This is a genomic window from Brucella sp. BE17, from assembly GCF_039545455.1.
Taxonomy (GTDB): Bacteria; Pseudomonadota; Alphaproteobacteria; order Rhizobiales; family Rhizobiaceae; genus Brucella.
In genome coordinates this window covers 1,348,795-1,373,870 of the sequence record NZ_CP154467.1, presented here as the reverse complement: position 1 = coordinate 1,373,870, position 25,076 = coordinate 1,348,795, and the positions used below count along the sequence as shown (strand labels likewise).

The following is a 25,076-nucleotide window of genomic DNA, read 5'->3' as shown; positions in this document are numbered from 1 at the left end:
GCGGAGTGCTTCTCCGCACCCGGTCGGAGTTTTTGTATGTTTCGTTTCATATTAAACAAAATTCTCTATCTGGTTCCGACCTTCATCGGCATCACGATCGTGGCTTTCTCCTTCGTTCGTGTGCTGCCGGGCGATCCGGTTCTGTTGATGGCGGGTGAGCGAGGCGTGAGCCCCGAGCGGCATGCGCAACTGATGGCGCAGCTCGGTTTTGACCGGCCCATCTGGCAGCAATATCTCGATTATGTCTGGAACCTGCTGCATGGCGATTTCGGACAATCGTTGGTGACGAAAAAATCCGTTTTGACGGAGTTTTTCATACTGTTCCCGGCGACTGTCGAGCTTTCCGTATGCGCTATCATCGTGGCTGTGATGCTTGGCATCCCGGCTGGTGTCATTGCAGCGGTCAAGCGCGGATCATGGTTTGATCAAGGGTTGATGGGCATCTCGCTGGTTGGATACTCAATGCCGATCTTCTGGTGGGCATTGCTGCTGATCATTCTGTTTTCCGGTATCCTGCAATGGACCCCGGTTTCAGGACGCATCTCGCTGCTCTACTATTTCCCGTCAGTCACCGGCTTCATGCTGATCGACAGTCTCTTGTCGGATCAGAAAGGTGCGTTCCTGTCGGCGGTTTCACATCTCATCCTGCCAACCATCGTGCTTGCAACCATTCCGCTTGCGGTGATTGCGCGTCAGACGCGCTCGGCTATGCTCGAGGTGCTGGGCGAGGATTATGTGCGCACGGCGCGCGCTAAAGGTCTGCCGATCCGACGCATTATCGGCATCCATGCGCTGCGCAATGCGATGATCCCCGTCATTACCACGATCGGCTTGCAGGTTGGCGTGATGATGGCGGGTGCCATTCTGACCGAAACCATTTTCTCTTGGCCTGGCATCGGCAAGTGGATGCTCGATTCCATCTTCCGCCGTGATTATCCGGTCGTCCAGAGCGGGTTGTTGCTGATTGCCTTCATCATCATGATTGTCAATCTGGTGGTCGATCTGCTCTACGGCCTCATCAATCCCCGTATCCGGCATAAGTGAGGGTATCATGACACACTCAGCTATTGAGCCGGAAACCGTAAACGACATCGGACGGATTCGGGCTTTGAAAGATTTCTGGTTCTATTTCAGCGTCAATCGTGGCGCGGTGATCGGACTGGTCGTTTTTCTGACCATTGTCCTGGTTGCCATTCTGGCACCAGTCCTTGCTCCCTATGGACCAAGCCAACAGTTTCCGGAGTTTCTCCGCAATCCGCCGTTCTGGCAGGAGAATGGAACAACGCAGTTTCTGCTCGGCACGGATGAAGTGGGCCGCGATATCCTGTCCCGACTGCTCTATGGTGCCCAATATTCGCTGCTAGTCGGCTTCGTCATCGTCATCATCTCGATGTGTCTTGGCATTACCATTGGCCTTCTCTGCGGTTATTTCGGTGGCGGTATCGATACGGTTTTCATGCGTATCATGGACGTCATTCTGGCGTTTCCATCGCTGTTGCTCGCGCTGGTCCTGGTCGCCATTTTAGGCCCCGGCCTCATCAATGCCGTGCTGGCGATCACGCTGGTTCTGCTGCCGCATTTTTCTCGCCTGACCCGTGCCGCCGTGATGGCGGAAAAGGAACGCGAATATGTGACAGCGGCCAAGCTCGCCGGTGCAAGCCGTCTGCGTCTGATGTTCAAGACCATTCTGCCCAATTGTCTGGCGCCTTTGGTCGTGCAGGCAACCATGTCCTTTTCCAATGCCATTCTCGACGTTGCAGCTCTTGGCTTTCTCGGTATGGGTGCACAGCCGCCAACACCTGAATGGGGAACGATGCTGGCGTCCGCACGTGAGTTCATCACCAGCGCCTGGTGGATCGTGACATTCCCCGGTCTTGCCATCCTGATCACCGTTCTCGCGATCAATCTGATCGGCGACGGTCTGCGCGACGCGCTCGACCCGAAACTGAAGAGGAGCTGATGCATGGCTCTGCTTGAAATCAAAAACCTGACAGTTTCTTTCGATACATCGACCGGTCCCTTCAAGGCTGTCGATGGCATTGATATCGCTGTCGACAAGGGTGAAGTGCTCGCAATTGTGGGCGAATCCGGATCCGGAAAATCGGTGGGCATGTTGGCCGTCATGGGCCTTCTGCCCAAAACGGCAACCGTGACTGCCGATAAGATGGATTTTAACGGCAAGGACTTGCGGACCATGTCCGACAAGGAGCGCCGCCAGATCATCGGTCGCGATATTTCGATGATTTTTCAGGAGCCGGTTGCAAGCCTCAATCCATGTTTCACGGTCGGCTACCAGCTCGAGGAAGTGCTCAACAGGCATATGGGCCTGAAAGGATCGAGAAGCCAGGCACGAGCGATCGAGCTGCTGGAGCTTGTCGGCATTCGCGATGCGTCTGAGCGCCTCAAAAGCTTTCCGCATCAAATGTCGGGCGGTCAGTGTCAGCGCGTGATGATCGCAATCGCCATTGCGTGTAATCCGAAGTTGCTCATCGCCGATGAGCCGACGACCGCGCTTGACGTGACGATCCAGAAACAGATCCTCGACCTTCTCATGCGGCTTCAGGTCGAACATGGCATGGGCCTGATCATGATCACCCATGATATGGGCGTGGTCGCGGAAACGGCGGATCGGGTGATCGTGCAGTACAAGGGCCACAAGATGGAAGATGCCGACGTATTGTCGCTGTTTTCCGCGCCAAAACATCCCTATACGCGGGCGCTGCTTTCGTCGCTGCCGGAAAACGCGACCGGCGACCGCCTGCCCACGGTTTCCGATTTTGTCCTTGAAGAAAATGCTGCGGGAGAAGCGTGATGAGCGAGATCGTTCTCGAAGCGCGTGATATCAAGCGCGATTATCATGTCGGCGGCGGCCTGTTCGGCAAGAACAAGGTAGTTCATGCGGTCAAGGGCGTCAGCTTCAAGGTCGAAAAGGGCAAGACGCTGGCGATCGTTGGTGAATCGGGTTGCGGCAAGTCAACGCTTGCCCGCATTCTGACCATGATCGACCCTCAGACATCGGGCGAGTTGCTGATCGGCGGGCAGGATGTGAACATCGAGCGCGACGGTTTGAGCGCTGAAATGCGCCAGATGGTGCAGATCGTGTTCCAGAACCCTTACGGCTCGCTCAACCCGCGCCAGAAGATCGGTGATGTTCTGGCTGAGCCGCTTCTGCTCAACACCAATATGTCGGCCAAGGATCGTCGCGACAAGGCGATGCAGATGCTGCTGAAGGTCGGGCTTGGCCGCGAGCATTTCAACCGCTACCCGCATATGTTTTCGGGCGGTCAGCGTCAGCGTATCGCGATTGCGCGCGCGCTGATGCTCAACCCGAAACTGCTGATTCTGGATGAACCGGTTTCGGCGCTCGATCTGTCGGTACAGGCACAGGTGCTCAACCTTCTGGCGGATTTGCAGGAAGAGTTCGGCCTGACATATGTCTTCATCAGCCACGATCTTTCGGTGGTCCGTTACATCGCTGACGAAGTGATGGTGATGTATTTCGGCGAAGTCGTCGAATATGGTTCACGTGAGGATGTGTTCAGCAATCCGCAGCATGACTACACGAAGAAACTGTTCGCAGCCACCCCACGTGCCGATGTCGATGCCATTCGCGCGCGTGTCGAAGCGCGTGCTGCAGCCCGCCAAGCCGCTCACGCTTGAGAGCCTGAAATCCGTAAAAAAGCCGCGTAGCGATACGCGGCTTTTTCGTTTGAACGATTAAAACCTATTGAGCGCGCTGCTGGTGCCAGGCAAGGGCGCGGACAATATCGTCCGAGGCGATCTTGCCGATAATCTTGCCGTTTTCGACAATACCGACATCGCCATTCGTATCGGCGATTGATGCCATCAGATCACGAACCGGCGTTTGTGGATGCGCGGTGGCCGCAAAGGGACGGGGCGCTGCCGCTCGGTCTAATGCCGTCATGATATCGCCGGCGCGCAACACGCCAAGCGGGTTCATGTGCGCCACGAAATCCGCGACATACTGATCGGCGGGTTGCAGCAGGATTTCCTGCGGCGTGCCGCATTGCACGATACGTCCGCCCTCCATGATGGCGATACGATTGCCGATCTTCATGGCCTCATCGAGGTCATGGCTGACAAAGACGATGGTCTTTTTAAGCCGTGACTGGAAGGCCAGCAATTCGTCCTGCAAGCGGGTACGGATCAGTGGATCAAGCGCGGAAAAGGGCTCGTCCATTAAAAGCATGGGAGCGCCGGTCGCAAAGGCGCGTGCTAGCCCGACACGCTGCTGCATGCCACCGGAAAGCTCGCTGACCTTGTGTGTGGCCCAATCCTGCAATCCGACCAGTTCAAGCTGCTCACGAGCTTTGGCAAGGCGTTTTTCTCTGGACATGCCGGAAATTTCAAGCCCGAAAGCCACATTCTCCTCGACGCTGCGCCATGGCAAAAGCCCGAACTGCTGAAAAACCATTGAGACGAGTTCGGTACGCAAACTCCGCAACGTATTGCGATCCGCCGTGCCGACATCGATTGCCCGATCACCGTCGCGCACGAGAACGCGCCCGCGCGAGATCGGATTGAGCCGGTTGATGGCGCGCAGCAATGTTGATTTGCCGGAGCCGGATAGGCCCATCAGGACGAGGATTTCGCCTTCTTCGATGTTGAGCGTGCAATTATGCACGCCGAGCACGAGATCGGTTTCCGCCTGAATTTCCGAACGTGTTGCGCCGCGATCAGCCATAGCCAGGGCTTCATCGGTATTTTTGCCAAAAATGATGCAGACGTCTTCGAGTGCGATATTAGCCATTCGCCTCTCCTATTTCTCGCGGCTGGCGCGGAAGATGCGGTCGAGCACGATGGCGACGACGACGATGACCAGGCCCGCCTCAAAGCCCAGCGCGGTATTGACCGAGTTGAGCGCACGCACAACCGGAACACCAAGACCGTCCGCACCGACAAGGGCTGCAATCACCACCATGGAGAGCGACAGCATGATGGTTTGCGTCAATCCTGCCAGTATTTGGGGCATGGCATAGGGCAATTCGATTTTCCACAAAAGCTGTGTGCGCGAGGCGCCGAAAGCTTCACCCGCTTCAATCAGTGAGGACGGCGTGGATGATATGCCAAGATGGGTGAGGCGAACCGGAGCGGGTAGCACGAAAATCGCTGTGGCGAGCAGGCCGGGAACCATACCGATGCCAAAGAACACAATTGCCGGGATCAGATAGACAAAGGTTGGCAAGGTTTGCATGAGATCAAGAACGGGGCGCATAGCGGCGTAAAGGGCCGGGCGGTGCGCGGCAGCAATGCCGAGCGGTACACCTATGATCATGCATAGTGCACAAGATGAGAGCACGAGCGTCAACGTTTCAAGCGTGCGATCCCAATAGCCTTGGTTGAGGATGAAAAGAAAGCCGATGATCGTCAGGATGACGACCGAAATACGCCGCTGGATGAACCATGCAATAAGAGCAAAAATGGCAATCAGTAGCAGGGGATGTGGTAGCTTGAGAACGAAAAGCAGAGCGTCGATCATGCTTTGCATGACTGCGGCCAGCGTATCGAAAAAGCCGCCCATATTGTTTGTGAGCCAGTCCACCACTGTTTTGGCGGTCGGCCCCACCGGTATCTTGTAATCCGTCAGCCAGTTCAACGATCAAGTCTCCTGCTGCGTTAATTGAATGAGGTGTGAAGGGCCGCATAGTTTGCGGCCCGGATGTTTTAAAGACCAAGAGCGGTCTTGATGGCAGGAAGACCTTCCTTGCCGTCAACCGTGGTCACGCCTGCAAGCCATGTGTCGAGAATGGTCGGATTGGCCTTGAGCCAGTCATTCGCAGCCTTCGCGGGGTCTTCGCCATTGTCGAGAATCTTGCCCATGATCTCGTTTTCAAGATCAAGGTTGAATTCCAGATTGGTCAGGAACTTGCCGACATTCGGGCATTCCTGTGCATAGCCCGCCCGTACATTGGTCTCTACCTTGGCGCCGCCGAGGTCGGGGCCGAAGTAATCATCGCCACCGGTCAGATAGGCGATCTCAAAATTCTTGTTCATGGGATGCGGCTCCCATGCGAGAAACACAATAGGTTCTTTGCTGCGGACGCTTTTACCGACCTGTGCAAGCATGCCTTGTTCGGACGATTCTGCCAGATCGAATGATTTGAGGCCGAAGGCATCTTTTTCGATCATGTCCAGGATGAGGCGGTTGCCGTCATTACCAGGCTCGATGCCGTAAATCTTGCCGCCAAGCTTGTCCTTGAAGGTGTTGATATCCTTGAAATCCTTCAGGCCCTCTTCATAAGCATATTTTGGTACGGCAAGCGTATATTTCGCACCTGTCAGGTTGGTGCGCAGCGTCTCGACGGTTTTGTTTTCCAGATAAGGCTTGAGATCGGCAGACATAGACGGATTCCAGTAGCCTAGGAATACATCGATGTCTTTTTTGCTAAGCGACGCATAGGTTACAGGCACGGAAAGAATCTTGATGTCGGTCTTGTAACCAAGCCCCTTTAACACCTCGGTTGCAACGGCTGTTGTGGAGGTGATGTCTGTCCAGCCAACATCGGAGAAGCGGACGGTGGAGCAGCTTTGCGGTTCAGCCGCATAGGCGATGCCGCCGGTCATAGGCCCGGTCGCAAACATCGCCGTCCCCGTGGCGAATGCTGCAAAAGTGAGCACATAGGTCGATACGGATTTCATTCTTCTCTCCATTTACCGGGCCGCCCATTTGCTGGGCACTTTGGCGAATTGATTATTTTACCGGTTCCAGCTGATAGCAAACACCAAAGATTTCGCCGATCAAGTACTATAGCGGCAAAAATATTCTCGATTGCGACGTATAGTGAATTTGCCACAGTTTCGGGAGGGAAATCGTTTTGCACTATTCCTGAAACTGCTCTCGTTGTTCGCGTGCCGGGACTGGCTATTTGAAATGGGCTATGTAAGCGGGCAGGGAGCACCCGACAGGCCAATGAGATGGCGCATGTTACGGATTGGCCCCGGGGTTTCAACCCTTCAAGCCAAAAAATATCAGATAAAATCAGTTGCATGCTGCTTCGAGGTTGTCGAAAAGACAAGCGCACTCTATGTGTGAGGGAGAAGTTTTCTGGCGCTGACGTTATAGGATTACGGCCTGTTTCAGACCTGATCTGCAGCACATGAAATGTTAGTCAAAGCCCTGCAATTACGGGCAGACGGAAGGATAACCGACGGTGTGGAATGCAGTGCGAGCCTTTTTTTCCTTCCTTGTTCGCGTTATTGCAGGATTGGGTCGGCTGATCGCTGTTCCGCTCGGTGCTTTATGGCGGCTCTATCTCAAGTTCGGATTGTTGTGGAAAGCCGTGATTGGCGTGGCCCTGGTCATGCTTGCCGGCCTTTATATCTATTTTATCTGGCAGACTCAGGTGTGGACCAATTTCGACCCCGATTATCCCGCCAAATACAGCTATCAAAGCGCAACGACGCCCGGCGAAGAGGTGACACCAGCAAGTGCGCCGGTTGAGAATAATGCCCAAAGCGGTCAGACGGAAGCGCCCTCGACGGGACAGAGCGTGCAAGCGGCGCAGGTCTCTTCTTCCAGGCAAAAATGCTCGCCTTCCGCTATTGCCGAAGTTGCAGCCGATCTCACTGATTTCAACGTCAATCAGAATGCATGGATTTCGTCCATGCTGCTTTATAAAACGGGCTTTTTTGGACTTGACTGGGATCGCACCCCGTTTCTCGACAACAAGGCCTCGTTCCAGCGCGGTGTTCATGCAGCTGTCCGCCGCACGGCGATTGAACTGGTCGATAATATCGGGCGCTTGCGTGGCACCTCGCAGATTGATGCCGATCTGCAAAAGGCGCGTGGCAATCTGCAATTTGCGGAGGATGCCTGGTATTTCGGCTTAAGCCCGTTCGGTCCGAAGACACCGACACCGAGCTATTATCGTTCCGCCATCAAGGATATGCGTGCTTTCAACACTCGTCTTGAAAACTGTCAGGCGACATTTGATGCGCGCGCCGACAATTTGATCCAGCTTGTCGACCGGATCGCAAGCGATCTTGGATCGACTTCGGCAATCCTGAAAGATCGTGCCGAGAATTATCATGCGGGTTGGTTCGACACCCGCGCCGATGACCGTTTCTGGTTCGCCTATGGCCAGCTTTATGCGTATTATGGCCTGTTGCGCGCAGCACACTCTGATTTTCGCGGTGTGCTGGCGGAAAAACATCTCGACGGTGTCTGGGACGAGATGGAAAAGCAGATGCGTACCGCGCTCAATATGCGGCCTTTCATCGTCTCCAATGGCAATCCCGATGCATGGTTTATGCCCTCGCATCTGACCACGATGGGGTTCTATATCCTCCGGGTCCGTTCCAATCTCGTTGACGTCAAACAGGTTCTGGAGCGCTGAGCGGGAATGGAATTGCCGCCCATCCTTCGTCAGGCGGTCGATGCGGCGCTTGAGAGCGTCGCATTGGTAGACTTGCAGCGCGCATCCGATCTTCTCTCGCGCCGCTATCGTGCGGAAACCCGTGACGGTCGGCTGCATATTTCCGACGAACTGGCGGCTAAAGCATATCTCGCTGCGCGCCTGCCCGCGACTTACGCAGCGGTGCGTTCCAGTTTTGAGAGTGCGGCAGAAATCTGTGACAGCTTTGCGCCGCAAACCATGCTTGATGTCGGAGCCGGACCGGGAACGGCACTATGGGCTGCAAAGCAGTGCTGGCCGATGCTCGAGAGCGCAACGATGATCGAAGCAAGCCCAGCGATCCGGGCGGTTGGTCACAGTCTTGCGCAGAAAAGCGGCTTTGCCAAGCTCGATTGGCGTGCAGGCGATGTGGTGAAGGAAAGGCCAGACTTTCCAGAAGCCGATCTCGTCACCATTGCTTATGTGCTTGATGAACTGGCACCGGATGAGCGGACTTTTCTCTTGAAGAGGCTTTGGGCTTCGGCGCGCCAGATGTTGGTGGTTGTGGAGCCAGGGACCCCGGCTGGCTGGCGGCGTATTCTGGATGCGCGTGCAGAGTTGATTGCGGAGGGAGCCTTTATCGCTGCGCCTTGTGTGCATCAATCTGCCTGTGCGCTTTCCGCGCCCGACTGGTGTCATTTTTCGCGCCGTGTCGCACGTTCACGCATTCATCGCATGACCAAGGATGCGGAAGTGCCGTGGGAGGATGAAAAATTCATCTATCTCGCAGCTGTACGACAATCCGTTGTTGACACTAAGGCCCGGGTGATCGCGCCGGTGCGGACGGGTAGCGGCAAGGTCTCGATAAAACTCTGCCATAATGATGGCACGGCAGATGAGCGACTGGTAACAAAACGCGACGGCGACTTCTTCCGCTGGGCACGTCGTGCCGATTGGGGGGATGCTTTATGAAGGTTGGAGAACAGTTCGTGTGTTTGAGCGGGTGATGAGAAAGACCATCGCCGCAGCAGCAAAGCACAATGCTCCGGCCAGAATGAGCGCTGGGGTATAGCTGTCATAGTCGGTCCTGACCAACCCGGCAAAGCCGGCAGCGGCAGCAGCACCAACTTGATGGCCGGTGAAAACCCAGCCGAAGATGATACCGGCTTTTTCCGGCCCAAAGCGCTCGGCGGCGAGTTTGACAGTTGGTGGTACGGTTGCAACCCAGTCCAACCCATAAAAAGCCGCGAAAAGCGCCAGTTCATAGAGCGTGAAGTCTGTGAAGGTGAGATAAATGAGCGATAGGCCACGCAAGGCGTAAAACCAAAACAGAAGCCATCGATTGTCGAAACGATCGGTCAGCCAGCCCGAACCAATGGTGCCGATCAGATCGAAGGCACCGATCACGGCGAGAATGCCGGCGGCGCCGACCGGTGCGATGCCGAAATCCCCGCAAAGCGCGATCCAGTGGGTCTGGATGAGCCCGTTGGTCGAAAATCCGCAAACAAAAAATGTCAGGAACAACACCCAGAACGTCGCGGTGGAAGAAGCTTCCCGCAGAACGGTCAATGGTGAGGCTAGCATGGCGCCAAAACTCATTTTTGGCTGGGGTGCGGGAAGCGGCGCGACACGTCCGAAAGGTTTGAGGCCTATATCCGATGGATTATCCCGCATCAGCATGAGAACGAGTAGAAGGGCTGCGACCAGAAAACAGATCACCACGACAAGCGAAGCACGCCAGCCGATCGACTGACTGACGCTGGCCAGAATAGGCATGAAGACGAGCTGTCCCGTCGCGTTGCTGGCAGTCATCAGGCCGACGACAAGCCCGCGGCGCTTTTCGAACCAGCGTGCGGCGACGGTCGCGCCAAGAACCAGCGCCGTCATGCCGGTACCGATGCCGATGATGACGCCCCAGAGCGCCACCATATGCCATTGCTCTGTCATGAAGATTGAACCGATCAGACCGGATGAAATCAGAATGAGTGCGGCGGTTACGACGCGGCGCAGCCCAAACTGGTTCATGAAGGCGGCCGCAAATGGTCCCATCAGGCCGAACAGGACGAGGCGAAGCGCCATGGCGAAAGAGATGTTGGCGTTGGTCCAGCCGAATTCACGCTGCAGCGGATCGATCAATATGCCAGCCGATCCCATTGCGGCCGCGGTCGCCAGCATGGTGAGGAAGGTAATGGCTGCGACCACCCATCCATAATGGATGTCTCTCCGGGCGAGAAAACCTGCAAGGCGGGCAGAAATCATCGAAGGCGCTTTCAGTTAGACCATTTTCGATGGCCTTGGTGATTATAGGACTATTGGTTCCATAAGGAACCGAACCTTTTCGGTCATTGTTCGTAGTCAATCTGCGGTTTCAAGGGCGTGCAGCAGATTTTGCAACTGGAGGACACCGTCATCGCCAAGCTTTATTTCGATCGCTTCCTGCGCTTTGTCCCAGAGTGGTGCGCCGCGTAGTAGAAGATCGTGCCCGGTAGCGGTCAGTTGCACCTTGTTGACGCGATGGTCTGTGGTTTGCACGGGTTCGATCAGTTCCATACGTTGCAGGACTTTTGCATTGCGCCCGATGGTCGAACGGTCAAGGTCAGCATCGTGGGCGAGTTCGGTCAATGACAGCGCACCTTTGCGCTCCAGTCGGCGCAACAGGCTGAACTGGGCGACATTGATCCCAAGAGGAGCCAGCGCCCCGTCGTATACGGCCGAGGTTTTGCGTGTGGCTTGCCTTAGAAGTGTGCAGAAACATGTATGGGGCATAATGCGGGTATATACACGTAAATCGACTTTGGCAAGTTTCTTGAGGAAAATCCCATATGTGAGGGAGCGTGATTGGGGAAGACGGATTAAAGCAGCACTCAAACGGCGATATGCGCGGTTTCCTTGACTTCTTCCATGACGGCATAGGTGTGGGATTCGCGCACACCCGGCAGCGATAGCAAAGCTTCGGAGAGAAAGCGGCGATAATGATCCATATCGGAAACTCGTGCCTTCACCAGATAATCAAAGCCACCGGCTACCATATGGCACTCCAGTATATCGGGATTACCGCGGGTGAAGGTAGAAAAAGTCTCGAAAACTTCCGGTGTGGTGCGGTCGAGCTTGATTTCGATGAAAACCAGCATTGCCCTGTCGAGCATTCTGGGAGAAAGCTGCGCAGAATAACCTAGAATGTAACCTTCCCGTGTCAGGCGCTTCACGCGTTCGGCCGTGGCCGTCTGGGATAAGTTGATGCGATCGGCAAGCTCGGTGTTTGACAGGCGCCCGTTTTCCTGAAGCGCGCGCAAAATGCTCTTGTCCATTGCATCAAGGTCTTTCATTCTGCGGCTCCCATACTCAAATGGCTGCCTGATGATGGCAGCTCTGTTTTCATCAACGCTTTCTTGTTCATTGAAATGAATCGGAATTATCGCCCCGGTGCAAGACGAATCTTACATAAAAGGCAGACAATTTTACAAAGCTTATACAACTGCGAATGATGACAGGATGATATTCGCGCTACAATTACAGGTTGCCAAAGTGACTCAACCTATGGTAGTTTTCGGCATATTGAAAATTATATTGCACGTATGAATTTTGCCGTCAGGGGTGTGGAGCCTCGTTCATATCAGGCAAGGCTCCCCGCTTCCCTTGTCTGTTCTGTCCTCATTAAGGGCAGGGAGAAGTCCGGGCCGCTGCAAACTGTCCGGACTTTTCTTTTTTTGGAGGCCTAGCAGGGTTTTCTTCGGTTGTATGCCGTTAGAATTGGCAGGTAACAGGACGGTTTTTGCGGAAAATGCCGCAGGTTCATTTTCCGGTTGCAAGCGGTCTCATGCAAGGCTAACACTAGCAGCATGAACATTTCGCGCATTGTCAATAACGGCTGGTGGTGGGTTCGCTAAAAGCGGCCACGCAGGCGTTTGTGCATTTGCGTTCAGGAGACAGGGCCGCTGGGATTATCCGGGCGGCCTTTTTGTTTGGCTGACGGAATGGGTCCTTCGGGAAGTTTGAAAATGTTCGGAAACGAAAAGCCAATTGGGATCAGCCAAGCATGAATGCGAAAATAGCGGATAACGAGATAGTCCAGCACGAGACCGCGGGCGGTGTCGTCGTTGAGCGCACGCGGCATCTGACCGAATATAAGGGAGCGATTGAAACCTATATCGATGCGCTCAACTCAAGACGCGGTGCGGTGTTTTCGTCCAATTATGAATATCCGGGCCGCTATACGCGTTGGGACACGGCAATCATTGATCCGCCGGTCGTCATTTCCTCACGCGCCCGCACCATGCGCATCGAAGCGCTGAATGCGCGCGGCATCATCCTGCTGCGCCCCGTTCTGGAAACGGTTCGTAAGCTTGCCGAAGTGAGCATCGACACGTCCGAAGAAAGCCGGATTGAATTGACGATTGCCGAGCCAAGCGGGACCTTTACCGAGGAAGAACGCTCGCGTGTGCCTTCGGTCTTCACGGTATTGCGCGCCATTGTCGGGCTTTTCTTCTCGGAAGAAGACGACAATCTCGGTCTTTACGGTGCTTTCGGTTATGATCTGGCATTTCAGTTCGACCGGATTGACTATAAATTGAAGCGCCCGGCCGACCAGCGCGATCTGGTGCTTTTCATTCCAGACGAGATTTTCGTGGCCGATCATTATTCGGCGCGCGCATGGGTGGATCGCTATGAATTTGCCTGCGGTGGTTCATCCACACATGGTCTGGCCCGAGAAACGCCCGCGCAGGCTTTTAACCCATCCGAACGCGACCTGCCGCGTGGTGACCATAATCCAGGTGAATATGCCAAGCTGGTCGAGCGCGCCAAAGACAGTTTTAAGCGCGGCGATCTGTTCGAGGTCGTGCCGGGTCAGACATTTTATGAACGTTGCCATACAGCACCGTCAGAAATTTTTCGTCGGCTCAAAACCATCAACCCCTCGCCCTATTCCTTTTTCATCAATCTCGGCGACAACGAATATCTGGTTGGCGCGTCGCCGGAAATGTTCGTGCGTGTCAATGGGCGGCGCATCGAGACGTGTCCGATTTCCGGCACCATCAAACGGGGTGACGATGCTATCTCGGATTCAGAACAGATCTTGAAACTGCTCAACTCCAAGAAGGACGAATCCGAACTCACCATGTGCTCGGACGTCGACCGCAACGACAAGAGCCGCGTCTGCGAGCCGGGGTCGGTGCGCGTCATTGGTCGTCGCCAGATTGAGATGTATTCGCGTCTCATTCATACCGTTGATCATATCGAGGGACGGTTGCGCGATGGCATGGACGCTTTTGACGGCTTTTTAAGCCATGCATGGGCGGTGACCGTAACCGGTGCGCCAAAACTCTGGGCGATGCGCTTTCTCGAAGAAAACGAACGCAGCCCGCGTGCATGGTATGGCGGCGCCATTGGCATGATGCATTTCAATGGCGACATGAACACCGGCCTCACATTGCGCACCATTCGTATCAAGGACGGGGTTGCGGAAATCCGGGCTGGTGCAACGCTACTGTTTGATTCCAATCCGCAGGAAGAAGAGGCCGAAACGGAGTTGAAGGCTTCGGCCATGATTGCTGCCGTGCGTGAAGCACAAAAAAGCAATCAGGTTGCGGAAGAGCGTACCGCTTCCAAAGTGGGCGAGGGGATTTCGATCCTGCTGGTCGATCACGAGGATTCGTTTGTGCACACGCTCGCCAATTATTTCCGCCAGACCGGAGCCACGGTTTCAACCGTGCGCACACCGGTGGCCGAGGAAATATTTGATCGCGTCAATCCCGATCTGGTGGTATTGTCACCCGGGCCGGGTACGCCACAGGATTTCGATTGCAAGGCGACAATCGACAAAGCACGCAAGCGCAAGCTGCCGATTTTCGGCGTCTGTCTCGGGCTTCAGGCCTTGGCGGAAGCCTATGGCGGTACGTTACGGCAGTTGCATGTTCCCATGCATGGAAAGCCGTCTCGCATCCGTATCTCCAAACAGGGGCGCATTTTCTCCGGCCTTCCAAAAGAAGTAACGGTCGGGCGCTATCATTCGATCTTTGCCGACCCGGAACGCTTGCCCGACGATTTTCTGGTGACGTCAGAAACCGAAGACGGTGTCATCATGGCTTTTGAGCACAAGCACGAGCCTGTGGCAGCGGTGCAGTTTCACCCTGAATCCATCATGTCGCTGGGGCAGAATGCCGGTATGCGCATGATCGAAAATGTGGTGGCGCATCTGGCAAACAAGCGGCGCTGATGATCAGGGAAAAGAGCGGATATTCTCCGCTCTTTTTCATTATCAGACCCATGTTTCGTCGCCGGTAAAACTCATTGTGATCCAGCGTTGCGGCCCCGCTCCGCCGATTTGCTCACTGATATCGGCGCGGATCGCATCCAGCGTGGCAATGGATGCGATCGGAAAATCTTCCGGCAGCACGATATGTAGCTCGATGAATTTGGCGCGACCGACCTTGACCACGTAGCTGGCGTAATCCTTGAAGCCATATTTCTCCTGCATGCGGTCCATGATTTCGCGCACGCGCAGATCCATACGTTCGGGCGTCATCAGCAGGATTTCGCGCACAGCCTTGCGCACAGTGCTGAGCGGCATGAAGATCATGACGGCTGAAAGGACAAGCAGGATCACCGGATCGACATAGGGCATGTAAGGCTCAAAACCTGTGCCTTGCATCAGCCAGGCGCAGGCAAACGCCATCAGCAAGGCAAGACTGATGAGGGCAGTTACCAGCCAGTTGAGGGCGTCGATCTTGATGAATTCTGAGCGGATGCGGCGGTTGATGCGCCGTTCATAGATCATCATGGCGAAGCAGACGATACAGAGCAGAAAGACGTAGATTGCCGCCCAGTCGAAGGCGATCTCATGTCCGCCTTGCAGAATGGTCGAGATCGATCCGATGAAGGCATAAAAGCACAGAATGATGAGCGTGCCGCCGTTCAGAAACAGAATGATTGGTTCCATGTGCCAGAAACCGCGCTGAAAACGTGGCGTGGTTTCATTGCTGACAAGCTTTGTGACCTGAAGGGCAACGACCGTCATGGCGGCATCGATGGAAGAGAATATTCCGTCAAAGATGATCGAGCCGGAGCCGATAAAGAGGCCGAAAACAATACTGAAAGCGCCGATTAAGACGGTCACCCATATAGAGCGCCGCAGGACGATTTGTTCAAATGGCGCATAGCGCTGCATTTATAACCACCTCATTGCGAACTGTAATTTTATCCTCCCGTGCGGGTTGATCGAGGTCGCGATCATGTCACCGCGTACTGTAACAGGCAAATCGCAATGATATCCTTACATTTTTTCGAGAGCTGGTTTCGCAACGCATTTGCAACTGTAATGCCTTGCATTTGCAGGAGAAATTAATCCGGTAACTGTGTAAAAACAGGGGTGCGAAACGATTATTATCCGGGCTATAGAAAGGCCAATGACCTGAAAAGGCATAGTCCCTGTGCCGGCAGAGCATGAATATCACAGCGATGCGTGTTTTGAGCTGATCCGCTTTAAAGATCAGAGGAAGCAATCAAAGGTTCGCCATGGATGCGAGTTTAAAAGTTCGGCGGCTTGCCGCATGGTCGATCCCTGTTGCGCTGGGCGTAATGGGGCTAAAATACGTAGCCTATATGCTGACAGGCTCCGTGGCACTCTATTCGGATGCACTGGAATCTATCGTCAATGTGATTGCTGCGATCGGTGCATGGTGGGCGATCAGCGTCAGCTATCTTCCTGCTGATGGCAATCATCCTTTCGGCCATCACAAGGCCGAATATATTTCCGCCGTTGTCGAAGGTGTGCTGATCAGTGTGGCGGCGCTGCTGATCTTCCGCGAAGCGTGGTTCGCGCTGGAAACACCACGAATAATGGACGAACCATGGCTAGGCCTTGGGATCAATACGGCCGCTGCGGCTATTAACTGTCTCTGGGCCTTGCTTCTGATTCGCACCGGACGTCAGGCCCGTTCACCGGCACTGGAAGCTGACGGCCAGCACATCATGACCGATGTCTTTACTTCTGCAGGCGTTCTGGTCGGCCTTGTCGGTTCGGTTGTGACCGGCTGGGCGATCCTCGACCCTCTGCTGGCGCTTCTGGTTGCCGTCAATATCCTGTGGCAGGGCTGGAAGGTGATTAACACGTCTGTGCAGGGCCTGATGGATAAGGGCGTGGAACCGGCAGAGGAAATGCGCATCCGTGACATTATTTCAGCCAATGCGGGCGGCGCCATCGAGGTTCACGATCTCAAAACCCGCATTGCCGGTCGCGTGACGTTCATCGAGTTTCATCTTGTTGTTGCAGCCGATATGAGCGTAGGTGCCGCGCACATCATCTGCGACCGGATTGAGGAGGCCGTCAAAGCGCAGATAGACAGTGCACGGGTGGTTATTCATGTCGAGCCGGAAGATGAAGCCAAACTGCCGCCCGGTACAAGTTCTGTTCCTTTTGCCTGAGTACAAATAGCGGCTTGCACGGGACAAACCGTGCGTGTAAAAGCGTATGCATGATTATGAAGAACGCCACCTCTCTGGAACACAATGCTGCCGCCCAAGGCGCGCGCATTGATGTCTGCGTTCTAAACTCGCTTCTTACCCTCGGCCTTAGCGGCGACCGCCGGGCTCGTTGAAAGGAGCGTTCGGCGGTCGATCTTCGGTCCCGCCGCTTGTGCTCCTTTCCCAAAAATCTTATCGATGATTGAAAGACCGTGCTCAAAGGCTCAATGCCGTTTGAAGCCGGGAGGAAACGAGAAATGAATCAGACTGTCATGACACCGCAAACAATTTCCAGTTCGGCAACGGCACGCAAAGGTATGCCGGACGCCGCTTCCAAATACGCGCCTTTCCCCGTTGCTCAGCTGACTGACCGCACATGGCCGTCCAAGCGTATCGAGAAAGCCCCGATCTGGTGTTCTGTTGATCTGCGCGATGGCAATCAGGCGCTGATCGACCCCATGGGGCATGATCGCAAGGAGCGTATGTTCCGCTTGTTGGTCGATATGGGCTTCCCGGAAATCGAGATTGGTTTTCCGTCCGCCTCGCAGACTGATTTCGATTTCTGCCGCTGGGCGATTGAGCAGGGCAATGTGCCCGATGATGTCGATTTGCAGGTGCTGGTTCAATGCCGCCCGGAACTCATCACCCGCACATTCGAGGCGCTGGAAGGTGCAAAAACGCCGATCATTCATTTTTATAATTCCACCAGTGAATTGCAGCGTCGTGTGGTGTTTGCCAAGGATGTGCCGGGTATCAAGCAGATTGCGACCGATGCCGCCAAGATGATCATGGACATGGCAGCAAAGGCACCGGGGAGTGGCTACCGCTTTCAGTATTCTCCAGAAAGCTTTACCGGTACCGAGCTGGAAGTGGCACTGGAAATTTGCAATGCCGTCACTGAAATCGTGAAGCCCACTGCCGACAACAAGCTGATCGTCAATCTGCCATCGACAGTGGAGATGAACACGCCCAACATCTATGCCGACCAGATCGAATGGATGTGCCGAAACCTCGACAATCGCGAAAACTTGATCATCTCGCTGCACCCGCATAACGACCGGGGCACCGGTATTGCCGCGACCGAATTAGGCCTGATGGCTGGTGCGGATCGTGTCGAGGGCACGCTGTTCGGCAATGGTGAGCGCACCGGCAATGTCGATGTGGTGACGTTGGCGCTCAACATGTATACGCAGGGCGTCAACCCGGAACTCGATTGCACCGACATCAATCGCATGAAGGATGTCTATGAATATTCCAACCAGTTGAAAATTGCCGAGCGGCACCCTTATGTCGGCGAACTGGTCTATACGGCCTTTTCGGGTTCGCATCAGGATGCGATCAACAAGGGCATGAAAGCACGCAGCCACGCCAATTCGCCGGTGTGGGAAGTGCCATATCTGCCGATCGACCCGCAGGATGTGGGCCGCTCCTATGAGGCAATCATCCGCATCAATTCGCAGTCGGGCAAGGGTGGCATCGCCTATATTCTGCAAGCCGATTACGGTTTGAACCTGCCGCGCAATCTGCAGGTGGAATTCCGCGAGATCATCCAGCAGATCACCGATGAGGAAGGCAAGGAACTGCCCTCGAAGCGCATCTACGATGCTTTTCAGGAACTTTATGTCGTCCAGCCGGAGGCGCGGATCAAATTCGTCGACCACCACACGATGCCCGATCCCGAGCAGAAGGGACGGCGTATCCTGACCGCCGAGATCGTGGATAACGGCACGACCAGAAGCATCGAGGGCAGGGGAACAGGCCCGATTGACGGTTTTGTCGACGCGCTGTCCAAATATCTCGGCGTGAAAATGTCGGTGGTTGATTATTCCGAACATTCGCTCAATCAGGGGTCGGACGCTTCGGCGATTTCCTATGTCGAAATGGCGCATCCCGACGGTAAGCTGTTTGGCGTGGGCATCAATGAGAATATCGTCAGCGCATCATTGGAGGCAATCGTCTCCGCCGCCAATCGGGTGATTGCTGCTTAATAGCTTGGATCTCTGATAAGGCGGCATTTTTGCCGCCTTATTCATAAAGCTGCTGCTCTGAAAGCTTCAGGATGCGCTCGCTTTGATCTGCGATGCCACGCTGTTCCCAAACACATGACCAGCCGTCCTCACGTTTCTCGATGTTGAATATGTTATATCGTGCGGGTGGTTTGTGCCCGCCATAATTCTGACTGGCGGAGGGGACGCAAATCACGGGTACAGGGCCGTTTGATCCCGGTATTTCATAGCGTGTTGCCAGATGCGTATGACCATGAAGGATCAGTTCCGCACCGTGTTTGGCAATGACTTTCTGAAAACGACCAATACCATAAAGGCGCTTATGGGCGGGTGTGGCCCCCCTGATCGGCGGATGATGGATCATCACGACACGAAATAATCCTTGCGCGCCCGCTTCATCAAGCGTTTTGCCCAGTCGTTTGGCTTGAGCGGACAGAAAATCGCCGCTCGCCATGAACGGGGCCGTGGCACGGGCCGAGGAGACGCCGATCATCGCAACAGGCCCACGCGCACGCATATAGGGAAATTGTGGGCGCTTGCCTTTGTTGTCGATACCATCGCCGCGCATCCATGGTTCCCATTTACGGCAGGAGCGGTCGAGCGCACCGGGAACATAAGCGTCGTGATTGCCGGGGACGACCGACACTGTATCGGGTGCACCCAATCGTGTCAGCCATTCACAGGCAACATCGATTTCGAGATTAAGCGCCAGATTGACCAGATCGCCGGTCACGGCAATATGGTCTGGTGAATGCGCCAGCATATCGGATACGAGCCTGTCGAGGACAGTTCCTGTCATGGAACCTTTGCGCGTGCGCAACCAGTTGATGTAACCGGTGATGCGTTTGGATGCGAGTTCACGATAGCGCACACGCGGCAGGGGTGAAAGGTGGATGTCTGAAATATGCGTGAGGCGAAACATAGAATTCATTTACTGCATTCTCAGTGAAATCGAAACCGGCTGTTGCGACTTTCTGTTGATGCGCGTACCAATTCCTTTACAGTCGCAAAGCGCGTCTCTGGAGTGGCGGCATGCGCCTTAGGCATTTTATCTTTCATACCTATTTTCTGTTGCGGCGCCCCATGACCCTTGGGGTGCGCGCGATCGTGTTTGATGAAGAGAAGAATCTGGTGTTTCTGGTCCGCCATACCTATGTGCCGGGCTGGCAATTGCCGGGCGGTGGTGTCGAGCGTGGAGAAACCTTTGGACAGGCGCTGGAAAAGGAACTGCGTGAGGAAGCCAATATCGTTTTAAAAAGCTCGCCGCAGCTTTTTGCACTTTATAAAAATGCGCATGCCTCGCCACGTGACCATGTTGCGCTTTATATCTGTCGGCATTTCGAGCAGACGGCACCGCGATTGCCGGATATGGAAATTGCCGAATGCGGTTTCTTCTCCCTTGATGCTCTTCCCGAAGGTACGACACCCTCAACAAAACGACGTTTGCAGGAGGCTCTGCAAAATCAGGAACCACTGCCTTTATGGTAAGAAAAAGGGCGCTTTCGCGCCCGATGTCTTTATCAGAAGCGGTAGGTGATACCCGTACCGATCAGCCATGGATTGAGCTTGGCTTTGCCGGTCATCTCCTGACCACCAACTGTTACATCGAATTTTGGTTCGAGGAACAGTTTCTTGACGTCGAAGTTCACACCCCAATGTTCATCGATCATATAGTCGAAACCGACCTGAAGCGCACCGCCAAAGGTGTTCTTGACTTTCAGGCGGTCAGCGCTGCCGGCATCCTGATTATAGAAGATGGTATAATTGACGCCAGCGCCGATATAAGGCTTGAAAGCGCCGAAATTGGTGAAGTGGTATTGCAACGTCAATGTGGGAGGCAGAATCCATGTCTTGCCAACCTTGCCAAGGCTTGAAATCGAGCCTGAACCGTTAATGTTGGCATAGGTTGTGCCGAGGATCAGTTCTGCGGCCAAATTGTCGGTGAAGTAATAGGTGATATCGAGTTCCGGTGTAATCGACTTGGAATAGTCAAGATCGGAACCCGAAACTCCATTCACATGGCCGGAGTTTTCCGCAATCACGCCGAGCGCACGAACGCGAATCTGCCAGGGTGACAGCGTTTGAGGCACGGCCTCGATTTGTGATGCGGGCTGCACAACAACGGCATCGGCTGCAAAAGCTGCGGGTGCTGCAAAACTTAGCGCGGTTGCAGCCATTAATCCCTTGGCGAAGCGGTTCATTTTCTCTCTCCTTCAGTCTTGGCCCGCATGATTTGGGGGTCGTGATGAAGGCAATCTGAACCGCGTCGCGCTGCGTCCCATTGATCTAAATCAAAGAGCCGCAGCAGAATGGGGCATCCGCTAATATTCGCAAGCGTACTGTTGCATAAAAAGCGCAGTTTTTATCAGGCGTCAGATCAGCGCAAAACGATCACGGTCGTGTGGTGCTGCATAATCAATTTGCGGCCCTTTGGGCACAATGCCGGTTGGGTTTATGGTTTTGTGACTTTGATAATAATGCCCCTTGATATGCTCCACATTAACCGTATCGGCTACTCCGGGTACCTGATAAAGTTCGAGCACGTAATTCCACAGGTTCGGATAATCGGCGAGGGGACGCTTGTTGCACTTGAAATGACCGACATAAACCGGATCGAAGCGCACAAGGGTGGTGAAAAGCCGCCAGTCGGCTTCCGTGATCTGGCTGCCGGTCAGGTAATGCTGGTGGGATAGCTTTTCTTCCAGCGCATCAAGAGCTTCGAATAATTGCGTAAAAGCTTCGTCGTAAGCCTCCTGCGTGGTCGCAAAGCCTGCCCGGTAAACGCCATTGTTGATATTGGGATAGATGAAATCGTTGAGCGCATCGATCTCGTTGCGCAGTTCTTCAGGGTAAAAATCGACCGATGCATCACTATGCGCATCAAAGGCGCTGTTGAACATGCGGATGATGTCGGCTGATTCGTTGGAAACGATGGTTTCGCGCTGCTTGTCCCATAGAACCGGAACCGTCACGCGGCCGGAATATTGCGGGTCTGCACGCGTATAAATTTCATAAAGCCGTTTGGCCCCATAGAGTGGGTCGCCGGTGCTGCCGCTGGTGCCATAGAGAGTCCAGCCTTCCTCTGCCATCAGGTAATCGACAACGGAGACGGATATGATGGGTTCAAGTTTTTTTAATGCGCGGAAAATCAGCGTGCGATGCGCCCAGGGGCAGGCATAGGACACATAGAGATGATAACGGTCCGGCTCAGCTTTAAACCCGTCTTCTCCTGTTGGTCCAGCTTGGCCGTCAGCCGTTATCCAATTGCGAAATTGCGATTTCGAGCGCTCGAAGCGGCCTTTCGTGCTCTTGGTATCGTACCAGACATCCTGCCATTTGCCATCGACCAAAAGTCCCATGTTGCTATCTCCTTTTATGTGAACATAGAGCACAACGGAGAATTCGACAGCCATCGAAGGACTGAACACTGCGTCACTCTATCAAATCGGCAACTCGCTTGTGCCAATTTGAAAGAAATACATTTACGACTTACCGATTTGGTGGTATGGAGCCTCCGAAACGCGCCGGAAAATCTCTGGCCCAGAGGAGGCTTTGATCATGGGAATGTCTTTCATCCTTCGACGATGAAAAAATAACTGCGCAAAAGGCGCGGTTCTATCCCATGCAATCATCCCGAGTGTCTCTATATTGCGATCCAGTCCTATGCAGCAGCTTGAACTGACCTACGCGCAGGAAAATCCCGCGCATGATATTGAAATCGAAGCTATCAATGCGCAGGCCTTTGGACCCGGGCGTTTCGCCCGTGCCGCGCATTTCATCCGCGAAGGCGGGCCGCACGAGCAGAATCTTTCCTTTGTTGCGCTCATGGGCGGCGTTGTCGTGGCGTCGGTGCGTTTGACTCCGGTGGTAATCGGAACCACGCCCGCGCTTTTGCTTGGGCCGCTTGCCGTGCGCACGGAATGGAAAAACCGCGGTATCGGCAAGACGCTGATGCGTATGGCGCTCAATGCCGCCACAAAGGCGGGCCATGGGCTGGTGGTACTGGTGGGAGATGAGCCTTATTACGCGCCGTTCGGTTTTCGCATGGTGACGCCTGGTTCCATGGTCATGCCGGCACCCGTTGATCCACGCCGTATGCTGGCCTGTGAACTGGTGCCGGGCGCACTCAATGGAGTCAGCGGCATGATGCGTCATGCCAATAAGGTCTAATTAGCGTCCTTCACGATACCACATGCCGCCAAAAATCATGAGCAGAGCCGCAAGCGCCAAGAGGCCTGAAAAGAGCGGCAAGCGGTGCACGCTTTTAAGCGCGGTGTCAGTTGTCTCTCGCAAACCGATCCAGCTATTGCCGTGAGCCACGCGGCCTGCACTGACCGCAGTGATGGTCGGAGTGCTGACAGAGCTTTCCGTACTTTCATGCAATCGACGCGCGGACCCGCCGCTTGCCTGCGCCAGAGGCGCTAGCCGATCCGTCGTTGAAATGCTGTCGGTAAATTCTGGTGCATCAACCGGGCCAACATGGGCGAGCGCTTCCTTATCGCCATTTTGAACACGGAAAATTCCGATCTCGTCGGTTGTAAGTGCACCTTCAAAAAGCCCCGGCTTTCCTTGCGCCAGGTCGACAGAGAGCGTCTCGCCTGAAGGCGTGGTCACGGTGGCTTGCCCCGGATTGTCACCCATGGTCTGGCGGCGGATGGACAAAGTGCGTCCGCTTCCGCTGGCCGTCAGCGCTTCTTCTTCCAGTTCCGGTTCCTGCATTAGCCAGTGCGCGATGCGGCGATAAAGCGAGGCATAAGGACCGCCGCCTTCAAAACCACGCGCCCAGAGCCAGCCCTGGTCGGACAGGAACATGCCGACCCTGCCTTTGCCTGCGCGGCGTAAAACCAGAAGCGGCTTGTTGTCCGCGCCACTCATCACCGTTTCGCCTTGCGGCGGGCTAACATCAATGGTGCGGAACCAGCGGCTCCAGTGTGGCGGCTCCTGCTCGCTACCATCAAGGCCGCGCGTCACCGGATGGCGCTTACCAAGTGTGGTGAGGCGTGGATAAAACGCCTTTTCCGTCACTTCGCCGGTCGGCATGGCAGGGAGAGCGCTATAAAGCGGTGTGCGAGCAATCGACATTTCGCTCGCATATTCGGGTCCAGCTGCGATCAGCAATGCGCCGCCATTTTCCACATATTGCGCGATGTAATCGTAATAGAGCAGCGGCAGCACATCGCGATGCTGATAGCGGTCGAGAATGATAAGATCGAATTCGTTGACCTTATCGACAAAGAGTTCGCGTGTCGGGAAGGCAATCAGCGAAAGTTCATTGATCGGCGTGCCATCCTGCTTTTCGGGTGGGCGCAGAATGGTGAAGTGGACCAGATCGACCGATGCATCGGATTTGAGCAGATTGCGCCATGTTCGTTCGCCATTATGCGGCTCGCCCGAGACGAGCAGCACACGCAGATTTTCACGAATGCCGTCAATGGTTGCAACGGCGCGGTTATTGTTATCCGTCACCTCGCCGGGAAGGGTCGGCGTGGTAATCTCGACAATATTGACGCCGGCACGCGGCAGTTCGATGGTGACAGATGTTTCCTGCCCGATGCGGGCTTGCTCGGTGCTGACGACCGTGCCGTTGACACGTATTTCAACCGCAGCGGTGCTGCCGAGGCTCTTGCCTTCATCAATGACGGTGAAGGACATTTCCAGCGGCTTGCCGCTGATGCCATAGCGCGGCGCCTTGTTGAAACGTATGCGGCGGTCGAATTCATCTGGCTTACCTGTGACAAGTGCGTGCAACGGCGCATCAAAACCAAGCGCGTTTTTTGTGGCGGGAATGTCATGCACCTGCCCATCGGTGATCATGATAGCCCCGGCCACCCGGCTCGGAGGCACATCGACAAGCGCGCGCGCCAGCGGCGCAAACAGCTGTGTCGCATATCCATCGTTGTTTTCGTCCGGTTTGGCCGCTTCAACCAGCCGTGTTTCGAATTGCGGCATGCTGGCGAGTTGGTCTTGAACGGCTTTGAGTGCCGCATCGGTATCCGCTCGCCGCTCGCCTAATTCCTGGCTTTGGCTGCGATCCACCACCAGGGCGACCACGCTTTTCAAAGGCTCGCGTTCTTCGCTGATGACAACCGGGTTAAACAATGCCAGCGCAAGGGCTGAGGCGGCCAGAAGACGGATCAGACCGCCACGCATGCTCAAGACAAGCGTCGCCAGCACCAGCAGCGCCAACGGCACCAGAATTGCAACCAACCATGGGAGCGGGAGAAACGGCTCGAATGCGATATTCATGTCCGCCTCC

Annotated in this window: 22 protein-coding genes; 11 read left to right on the top strand and 11 right to left on the bottom strand. The window is 54.9% G+C overall.

Translation table 11 applies throughout. The features are described 5' to 3' along the window. Nucleotides 1-36: 36 nt before the first annotated feature. From AAIB41_RS06665 to AAIB41_RS06650, 4 genes are read left to right on the top strand one after another with little or no spacing between them, the layout of a single operon-like run. Nucleotides 37-1,044, top strand: a complete 1,008-nt coding sequence (locus tag AAIB41_RS06665; RefSeq protein ID WP_343312491.1) for an ABC transporter permease subunit — start codon at nt 37-39, stop codon at nt 1,042-1,044. Between the two features lie 7 nt (nt 1,045-1,051). After that, nucleotides 1,052-1,960, top strand: coding sequence for an ABC transporter permease subunit (locus AAIB41_RS06660; RefSeq protein WP_343312489.1), 909 nt, complete (start codon nt 1,052-1,054; stop codon nt 1,958-1,960). A gap of 3 nt (nt 1,961-1,963) precedes the next feature. Continuing rightward, entirely contained in the window at nt 1,964-2,812 is an 849-nt protein-coding gene (locus tag AAIB41_RS06655) for an ABC transporter ATP-binding protein (RefSeq protein WP_343312487.1), read from the top strand. Continuing rightward, a complete protein-coding gene (locus AAIB41_RS06650; RefSeq protein ID WP_343312485.1) occupies nt 2,812-3,660 on the top strand; it encodes a dipeptide ABC transporter ATP-binding protein in 849 nt (282 codons plus the stop codon). The genes AAIB41_RS06655 and AAIB41_RS06650 overlap by 1 nt, the downstream gene beginning before the upstream one ends. A gap of 64 nt (nt 3,661-3,724) precedes the next feature. On the opposite strand, the gene choV is transcribed toward AAIB41_RS06650, so the two are convergent. From choV to AAIB41_RS06635, 3 genes are all read right to left on the bottom strand, one after another. Further along, nucleotides 3,725-4,771, bottom strand: coding sequence for a choline ABC transporter ATP-binding protein (gene choV, locus AAIB41_RS06645; RefSeq protein WP_343312484.1), 1,047 nt, complete (start codon nt 4,769-4,771; stop codon nt 3,725-3,727). Between the two features lie 9 nt (nt 4,772-4,780). Continuing rightward, nucleotides 4,781-5,617 carry a choline ABC transporter permease subunit gene (choW, locus tag AAIB41_RS06640; protein ID WP_343312483.1) on the bottom strand — a complete coding sequence of 279 codons (837 nt, stop codon included), beginning with the start codon at nt 5,615-5,617 and terminating at the stop codon, nt 4,781-4,783. A 68-nt stretch (nt 5,618-5,685) separates the two neighbouring features. Next, complete coding sequence (locus AAIB41_RS06635) at nt 5,686-6,660, bottom strand: choline ABC transporter substrate-binding protein (RefSeq protein ID WP_343312482.1); 975 nt, start codon at nt 6,658-6,660, stop codon at nt 5,686-5,688. A 512-nt stretch (nt 6,661-7,172) separates the two neighbouring features. Here AAIB41_RS06635 and AAIB41_RS06630 point away from each other — a divergent pair. After that, nucleotides 7,173-8,357 (top strand): DUF2333 family protein, encoded by a 1,185-nt coding sequence (locus tag AAIB41_RS06630; RefSeq protein WP_343312481.1) that lies wholly within the window; start codon nt 7,173-7,175, stop codon nt 8,355-8,357. A gap of 6 nt (nt 8,358-8,363) precedes the next feature. Continuing rightward, a complete protein-coding gene (locus AAIB41_RS06625) occupies nt 8,364-9,326 on the top strand; it encodes a small ribosomal subunit Rsm22 family protein (RefSeq protein ID WP_343312480.1) in 963 nt (320 codons plus the stop codon). Here AAIB41_RS06625 and AAIB41_RS06620 read toward each other — a convergent pair. The 3 genes from AAIB41_RS06620 to AAIB41_RS06610 all read right to left on the bottom strand — a co-directional run bounded on the left by AAIB41_RS06620 (nt 9,321) and on the right by AAIB41_RS06610 (nt 11,680). Beyond that, nucleotides 9,321-10,613 (bottom strand): MFS transporter, encoded by a 1,293-nt coding sequence (locus AAIB41_RS06620; protein ID WP_343312479.1) that lies wholly within the window; start codon nt 10,611-10,613, stop codon nt 9,321-9,323. The genes AAIB41_RS06625 and AAIB41_RS06620 overlap by 6 nt on opposite strands. Before the next feature lie 96 nt (nt 10,614-10,709). Continuing rightward, nucleotides 10,710-11,120: a MarR family winged helix-turn-helix transcriptional regulator gene (locus AAIB41_RS06615; protein WP_343312478.1), complete on the bottom strand. Its 411-nt coding sequence runs from the start codon at nt 11,118-11,120 to the stop codon at nt 10,710-10,712. Nucleotides 11,121-11,218: 98 nt separating this feature from the next. Next, on the bottom strand, nt 11,219-11,680 hold the full coding sequence (locus AAIB41_RS06610; RefSeq protein WP_343312477.1) for an Lrp/AsnC ligand binding domain-containing protein: 462 nt from the start codon (nt 11,678-11,680) through the stop codon (nt 11,219-11,221). A gap of 710 nt (nt 11,681-12,390) precedes the next feature. Here AAIB41_RS06610 and AAIB41_RS06605 point away from each other — a divergent pair. Then, nucleotides 12,391-14,568 (top strand): anthranilate synthase component I, encoded by a 2,178-nt coding sequence (locus AAIB41_RS06605; RefSeq protein ID WP_343312476.1) that lies wholly within the window; start codon nt 12,391-12,393, stop codon nt 14,566-14,568. Between the two features lie 42 nt (nt 14,569-14,610). Here AAIB41_RS06605 and AAIB41_RS06600 read toward each other — a convergent pair whose 3' ends face one another. Next, the gene (locus AAIB41_RS06600) at nt 14,611-15,519 is read right to left on the bottom strand and encodes a cation transporter (RefSeq protein WP_343312475.1); all 909 of its coding nucleotides are present in this window, start codon (nt 15,517-15,519) and stop codon (nt 14,611-14,613) included. A gap of 347 nt (nt 15,520-15,866) precedes the next feature. Between AAIB41_RS06600 and AAIB41_RS06595 the strand changes: the two genes are divergently transcribed. Together AAIB41_RS06595 and leuA are read left to right on the top strand one after the other, a co-directional pair. Continuing rightward, nucleotides 15,867-16,775, top strand: coding sequence for a cation diffusion facilitator family transporter (locus AAIB41_RS06595; protein ID WP_343312474.1), 909 nt, complete (start codon nt 15,867-15,869; stop codon nt 16,773-16,775). A gap of 296 nt (nt 16,776-17,071) precedes the next feature. Further along, nucleotides 17,072-18,802: a 2-isopropylmalate synthase gene (gene leuA, locus AAIB41_RS06590; RefSeq protein WP_343312473.1), complete on the top strand. Its 1,731-nt coding sequence runs from the start codon at nt 17,072-17,074 to the stop codon at nt 18,800-18,802. 37 nt (nt 18,803-18,839) lie between these two features. Here leuA and AAIB41_RS06585 read toward each other — a convergent pair whose 3' ends face one another. Further along, complete coding sequence (locus AAIB41_RS06585) at nt 18,840-19,742, bottom strand: metallophosphoesterase (RefSeq protein WP_343314689.1); 903 nt, start codon at nt 19,740-19,742, stop codon at nt 18,840-18,842. 110 nt (nt 19,743-19,852) lie between these two features. Here AAIB41_RS06585 and AAIB41_RS06580 point away from each other — a divergent pair, with 110 nt between their 5' ends. Continuing rightward, nucleotides 19,853-20,308 carry an NUDIX domain-containing protein gene (locus tag AAIB41_RS06580; protein ID WP_343312472.1) on the top strand — a complete coding sequence of 152 codons (456 nt, stop codon included), beginning with the start codon at nt 19,853-19,855 and terminating at the stop codon, nt 20,306-20,308. Between the two features lie 32 nt (nt 20,309-20,340). Here the strand turns inward: AAIB41_RS06580 and AAIB41_RS06575 are convergent, their stop codons facing one another. Both AAIB41_RS06575 and AAIB41_RS06570 read right to left on the bottom strand, forming a co-directional pair. Continuing rightward, nucleotides 20,341-21,021 (bottom strand): OmpW family protein, encoded by a 681-nt coding sequence (locus AAIB41_RS06575; protein WP_343312471.1) that lies wholly within the window; start codon nt 21,019-21,021, stop codon nt 20,341-20,343. A 171-nt stretch (nt 21,022-21,192) separates the two neighbouring features. Further along, entirely contained in the window at nt 21,193-22,179 is a 987-nt protein-coding gene (locus tag AAIB41_RS06570) for a glutathione S-transferase family protein (protein WP_343312470.1), read from the bottom strand. Between the two features lie 304 nt (nt 22,180-22,483). Between AAIB41_RS06570 and AAIB41_RS06565 the strand changes: the two genes are divergently transcribed. Then, nucleotides 22,484-22,990 carry an N-acetyltransferase gene (locus AAIB41_RS06565; RefSeq protein WP_343312468.1) on the top strand — a complete coding sequence of 169 codons (507 nt, stop codon included), beginning with the start codon at nt 22,484-22,486 and terminating at the stop codon, nt 22,988-22,990. Here the strand turns inward: AAIB41_RS06565 and AAIB41_RS06560 are convergent, their stop codons facing one another. Next, nucleotides 22,991-25,066 (bottom strand): hypothetical protein, encoded by a 2,076-nt coding sequence (locus tag AAIB41_RS06560; RefSeq protein WP_343312467.1) that lies wholly within the window; start codon nt 25,064-25,066, stop codon nt 22,991-22,993. Nucleotides 25,067-25,076 lie beyond the last annotated feature (10 nt).

Excerpts from the sequence above, each read along its gene's own strand:
- AAIB41_RS06665 (WP_343312491.1), top strand. The coding sequence starts at position 37 with ATGTTTCGTTTCATATTAAACAAAATTCTCTATCTGGTTCCGACCTTC.
- AAIB41_RS06605 (WP_343312476.1), top strand. The coding sequence starts at position 12,391 with ATGAATGCGAAAATAGCGGATAACGAGATAGTCCAGCACGAGACCGCG.
- AAIB41_RS06570 (WP_343312470.1), bottom strand. The coding sequence starts at position 22,179 with ATGGGACTTTTGGTCGATGGCAAATGGCAGGATGTCTGGTACGATACC.
- AAIB41_RS06560 (WP_343312467.1), bottom strand. The coding sequence starts at position 25,066 with ATGAATATCGCATTCGAGCCGTTTCTCCCGCTCCCATGGTTGGTTGCA.
- AAIB41_RS06600 (WP_343312475.1), bottom strand. The coding sequence starts at position 15,519 with ATGCAGCGCTATGCGCCATTTGAACAAATCGTCCTGCGGCGCTCTATA.
- AAIB41_RS06655 (WP_343312487.1), top strand. The coding sequence starts at position 1,964 with ATGGCTCTGCTTGAAATCAAAAACCTGACAGTTTCTTTCGATACATCG.
- AAIB41_RS06650 (WP_343312485.1), top strand. The coding sequence starts at position 2,812 with ATGAGCGAGATCGTTCTCGAAGCGCGTGATATCAAGCGCGATTATCAT.
- AAIB41_RS06635 (WP_343312482.1), bottom strand. The coding sequence starts at position 6,660 with ATGAAATCCGTATCGACCTATGTGCTCACTTTTGCAGCATTCGCCACG.
- AAIB41_RS06610 (WP_343312477.1), bottom strand. The coding sequence starts at position 11,680 with ATGAAAGACCTTGATGCAATGGACAAGAGCATTTTGCGCGCGCTTCAG.
- choV (WP_343312484.1), bottom strand. The coding sequence starts at position 4,771 with ATGGCTAATATCGCACTCGAAGACGTCTGCATCATTTTTGGCAAAAAT.
- AAIB41_RS06565 (WP_343312468.1), top strand. The coding sequence starts at position 22,484 with ATGCAGCAGCTTGAACTGACCTACGCGCAGGAAAATCCCGCGCATGAT.
- AAIB41_RS06595 (WP_343312474.1), top strand. The coding sequence starts at position 15,867 with ATGGATGCGAGTTTAAAAGTTCGGCGGCTTGCCGCATGGTCGATCCCT.
- AAIB41_RS06615 (WP_343312478.1), bottom strand. The coding sequence starts at position 11,120 with ATGCCCCATACATGTTTCTGCACACTTCTAAGGCAAGCCACACGCAAA.
- AAIB41_RS06620 (WP_343312479.1), bottom strand. The coding sequence starts at position 10,613 with ATGATTTCTGCCCGCCTTGCAGGTTTTCTCGCCCGGAGAGACATCCAT.
- AAIB41_RS06575 (WP_343312471.1), bottom strand. The coding sequence starts at position 21,021 with ATGAACCGCTTCGCCAAGGGATTAATGGCTGCAACCGCGCTAAGTTTT.
- AAIB41_RS06585 (WP_343314689.1), bottom strand. The coding sequence starts at position 19,742 with ATGTTTCGCCTCACGCATATTTCAGACATCCACCTTTCACCCCTGCCG.
- leuA (WP_343312473.1), top strand. The coding sequence starts at position 17,072 with ATGAATCAGACTGTCATGACACCGCAAACAATTTCCAGTTCGGCAACG.
- AAIB41_RS06580 (WP_343312472.1), top strand. The coding sequence starts at position 19,853 with ATGCGCCTTAGGCATTTTATCTTTCATACCTATTTTCTGTTGCGGCGC.
- AAIB41_RS06625 (WP_343312480.1), top strand. The coding sequence starts at position 8,364 with ATGGAATTGCCGCCCATCCTTCGTCAGGCGGTCGATGCGGCGCTTGAG.
- AAIB41_RS06660 (WP_343312489.1), top strand. The coding sequence starts at position 1,052 with ATGACACACTCAGCTATTGAGCCGGAAACCGTAAACGACATCGGACGG.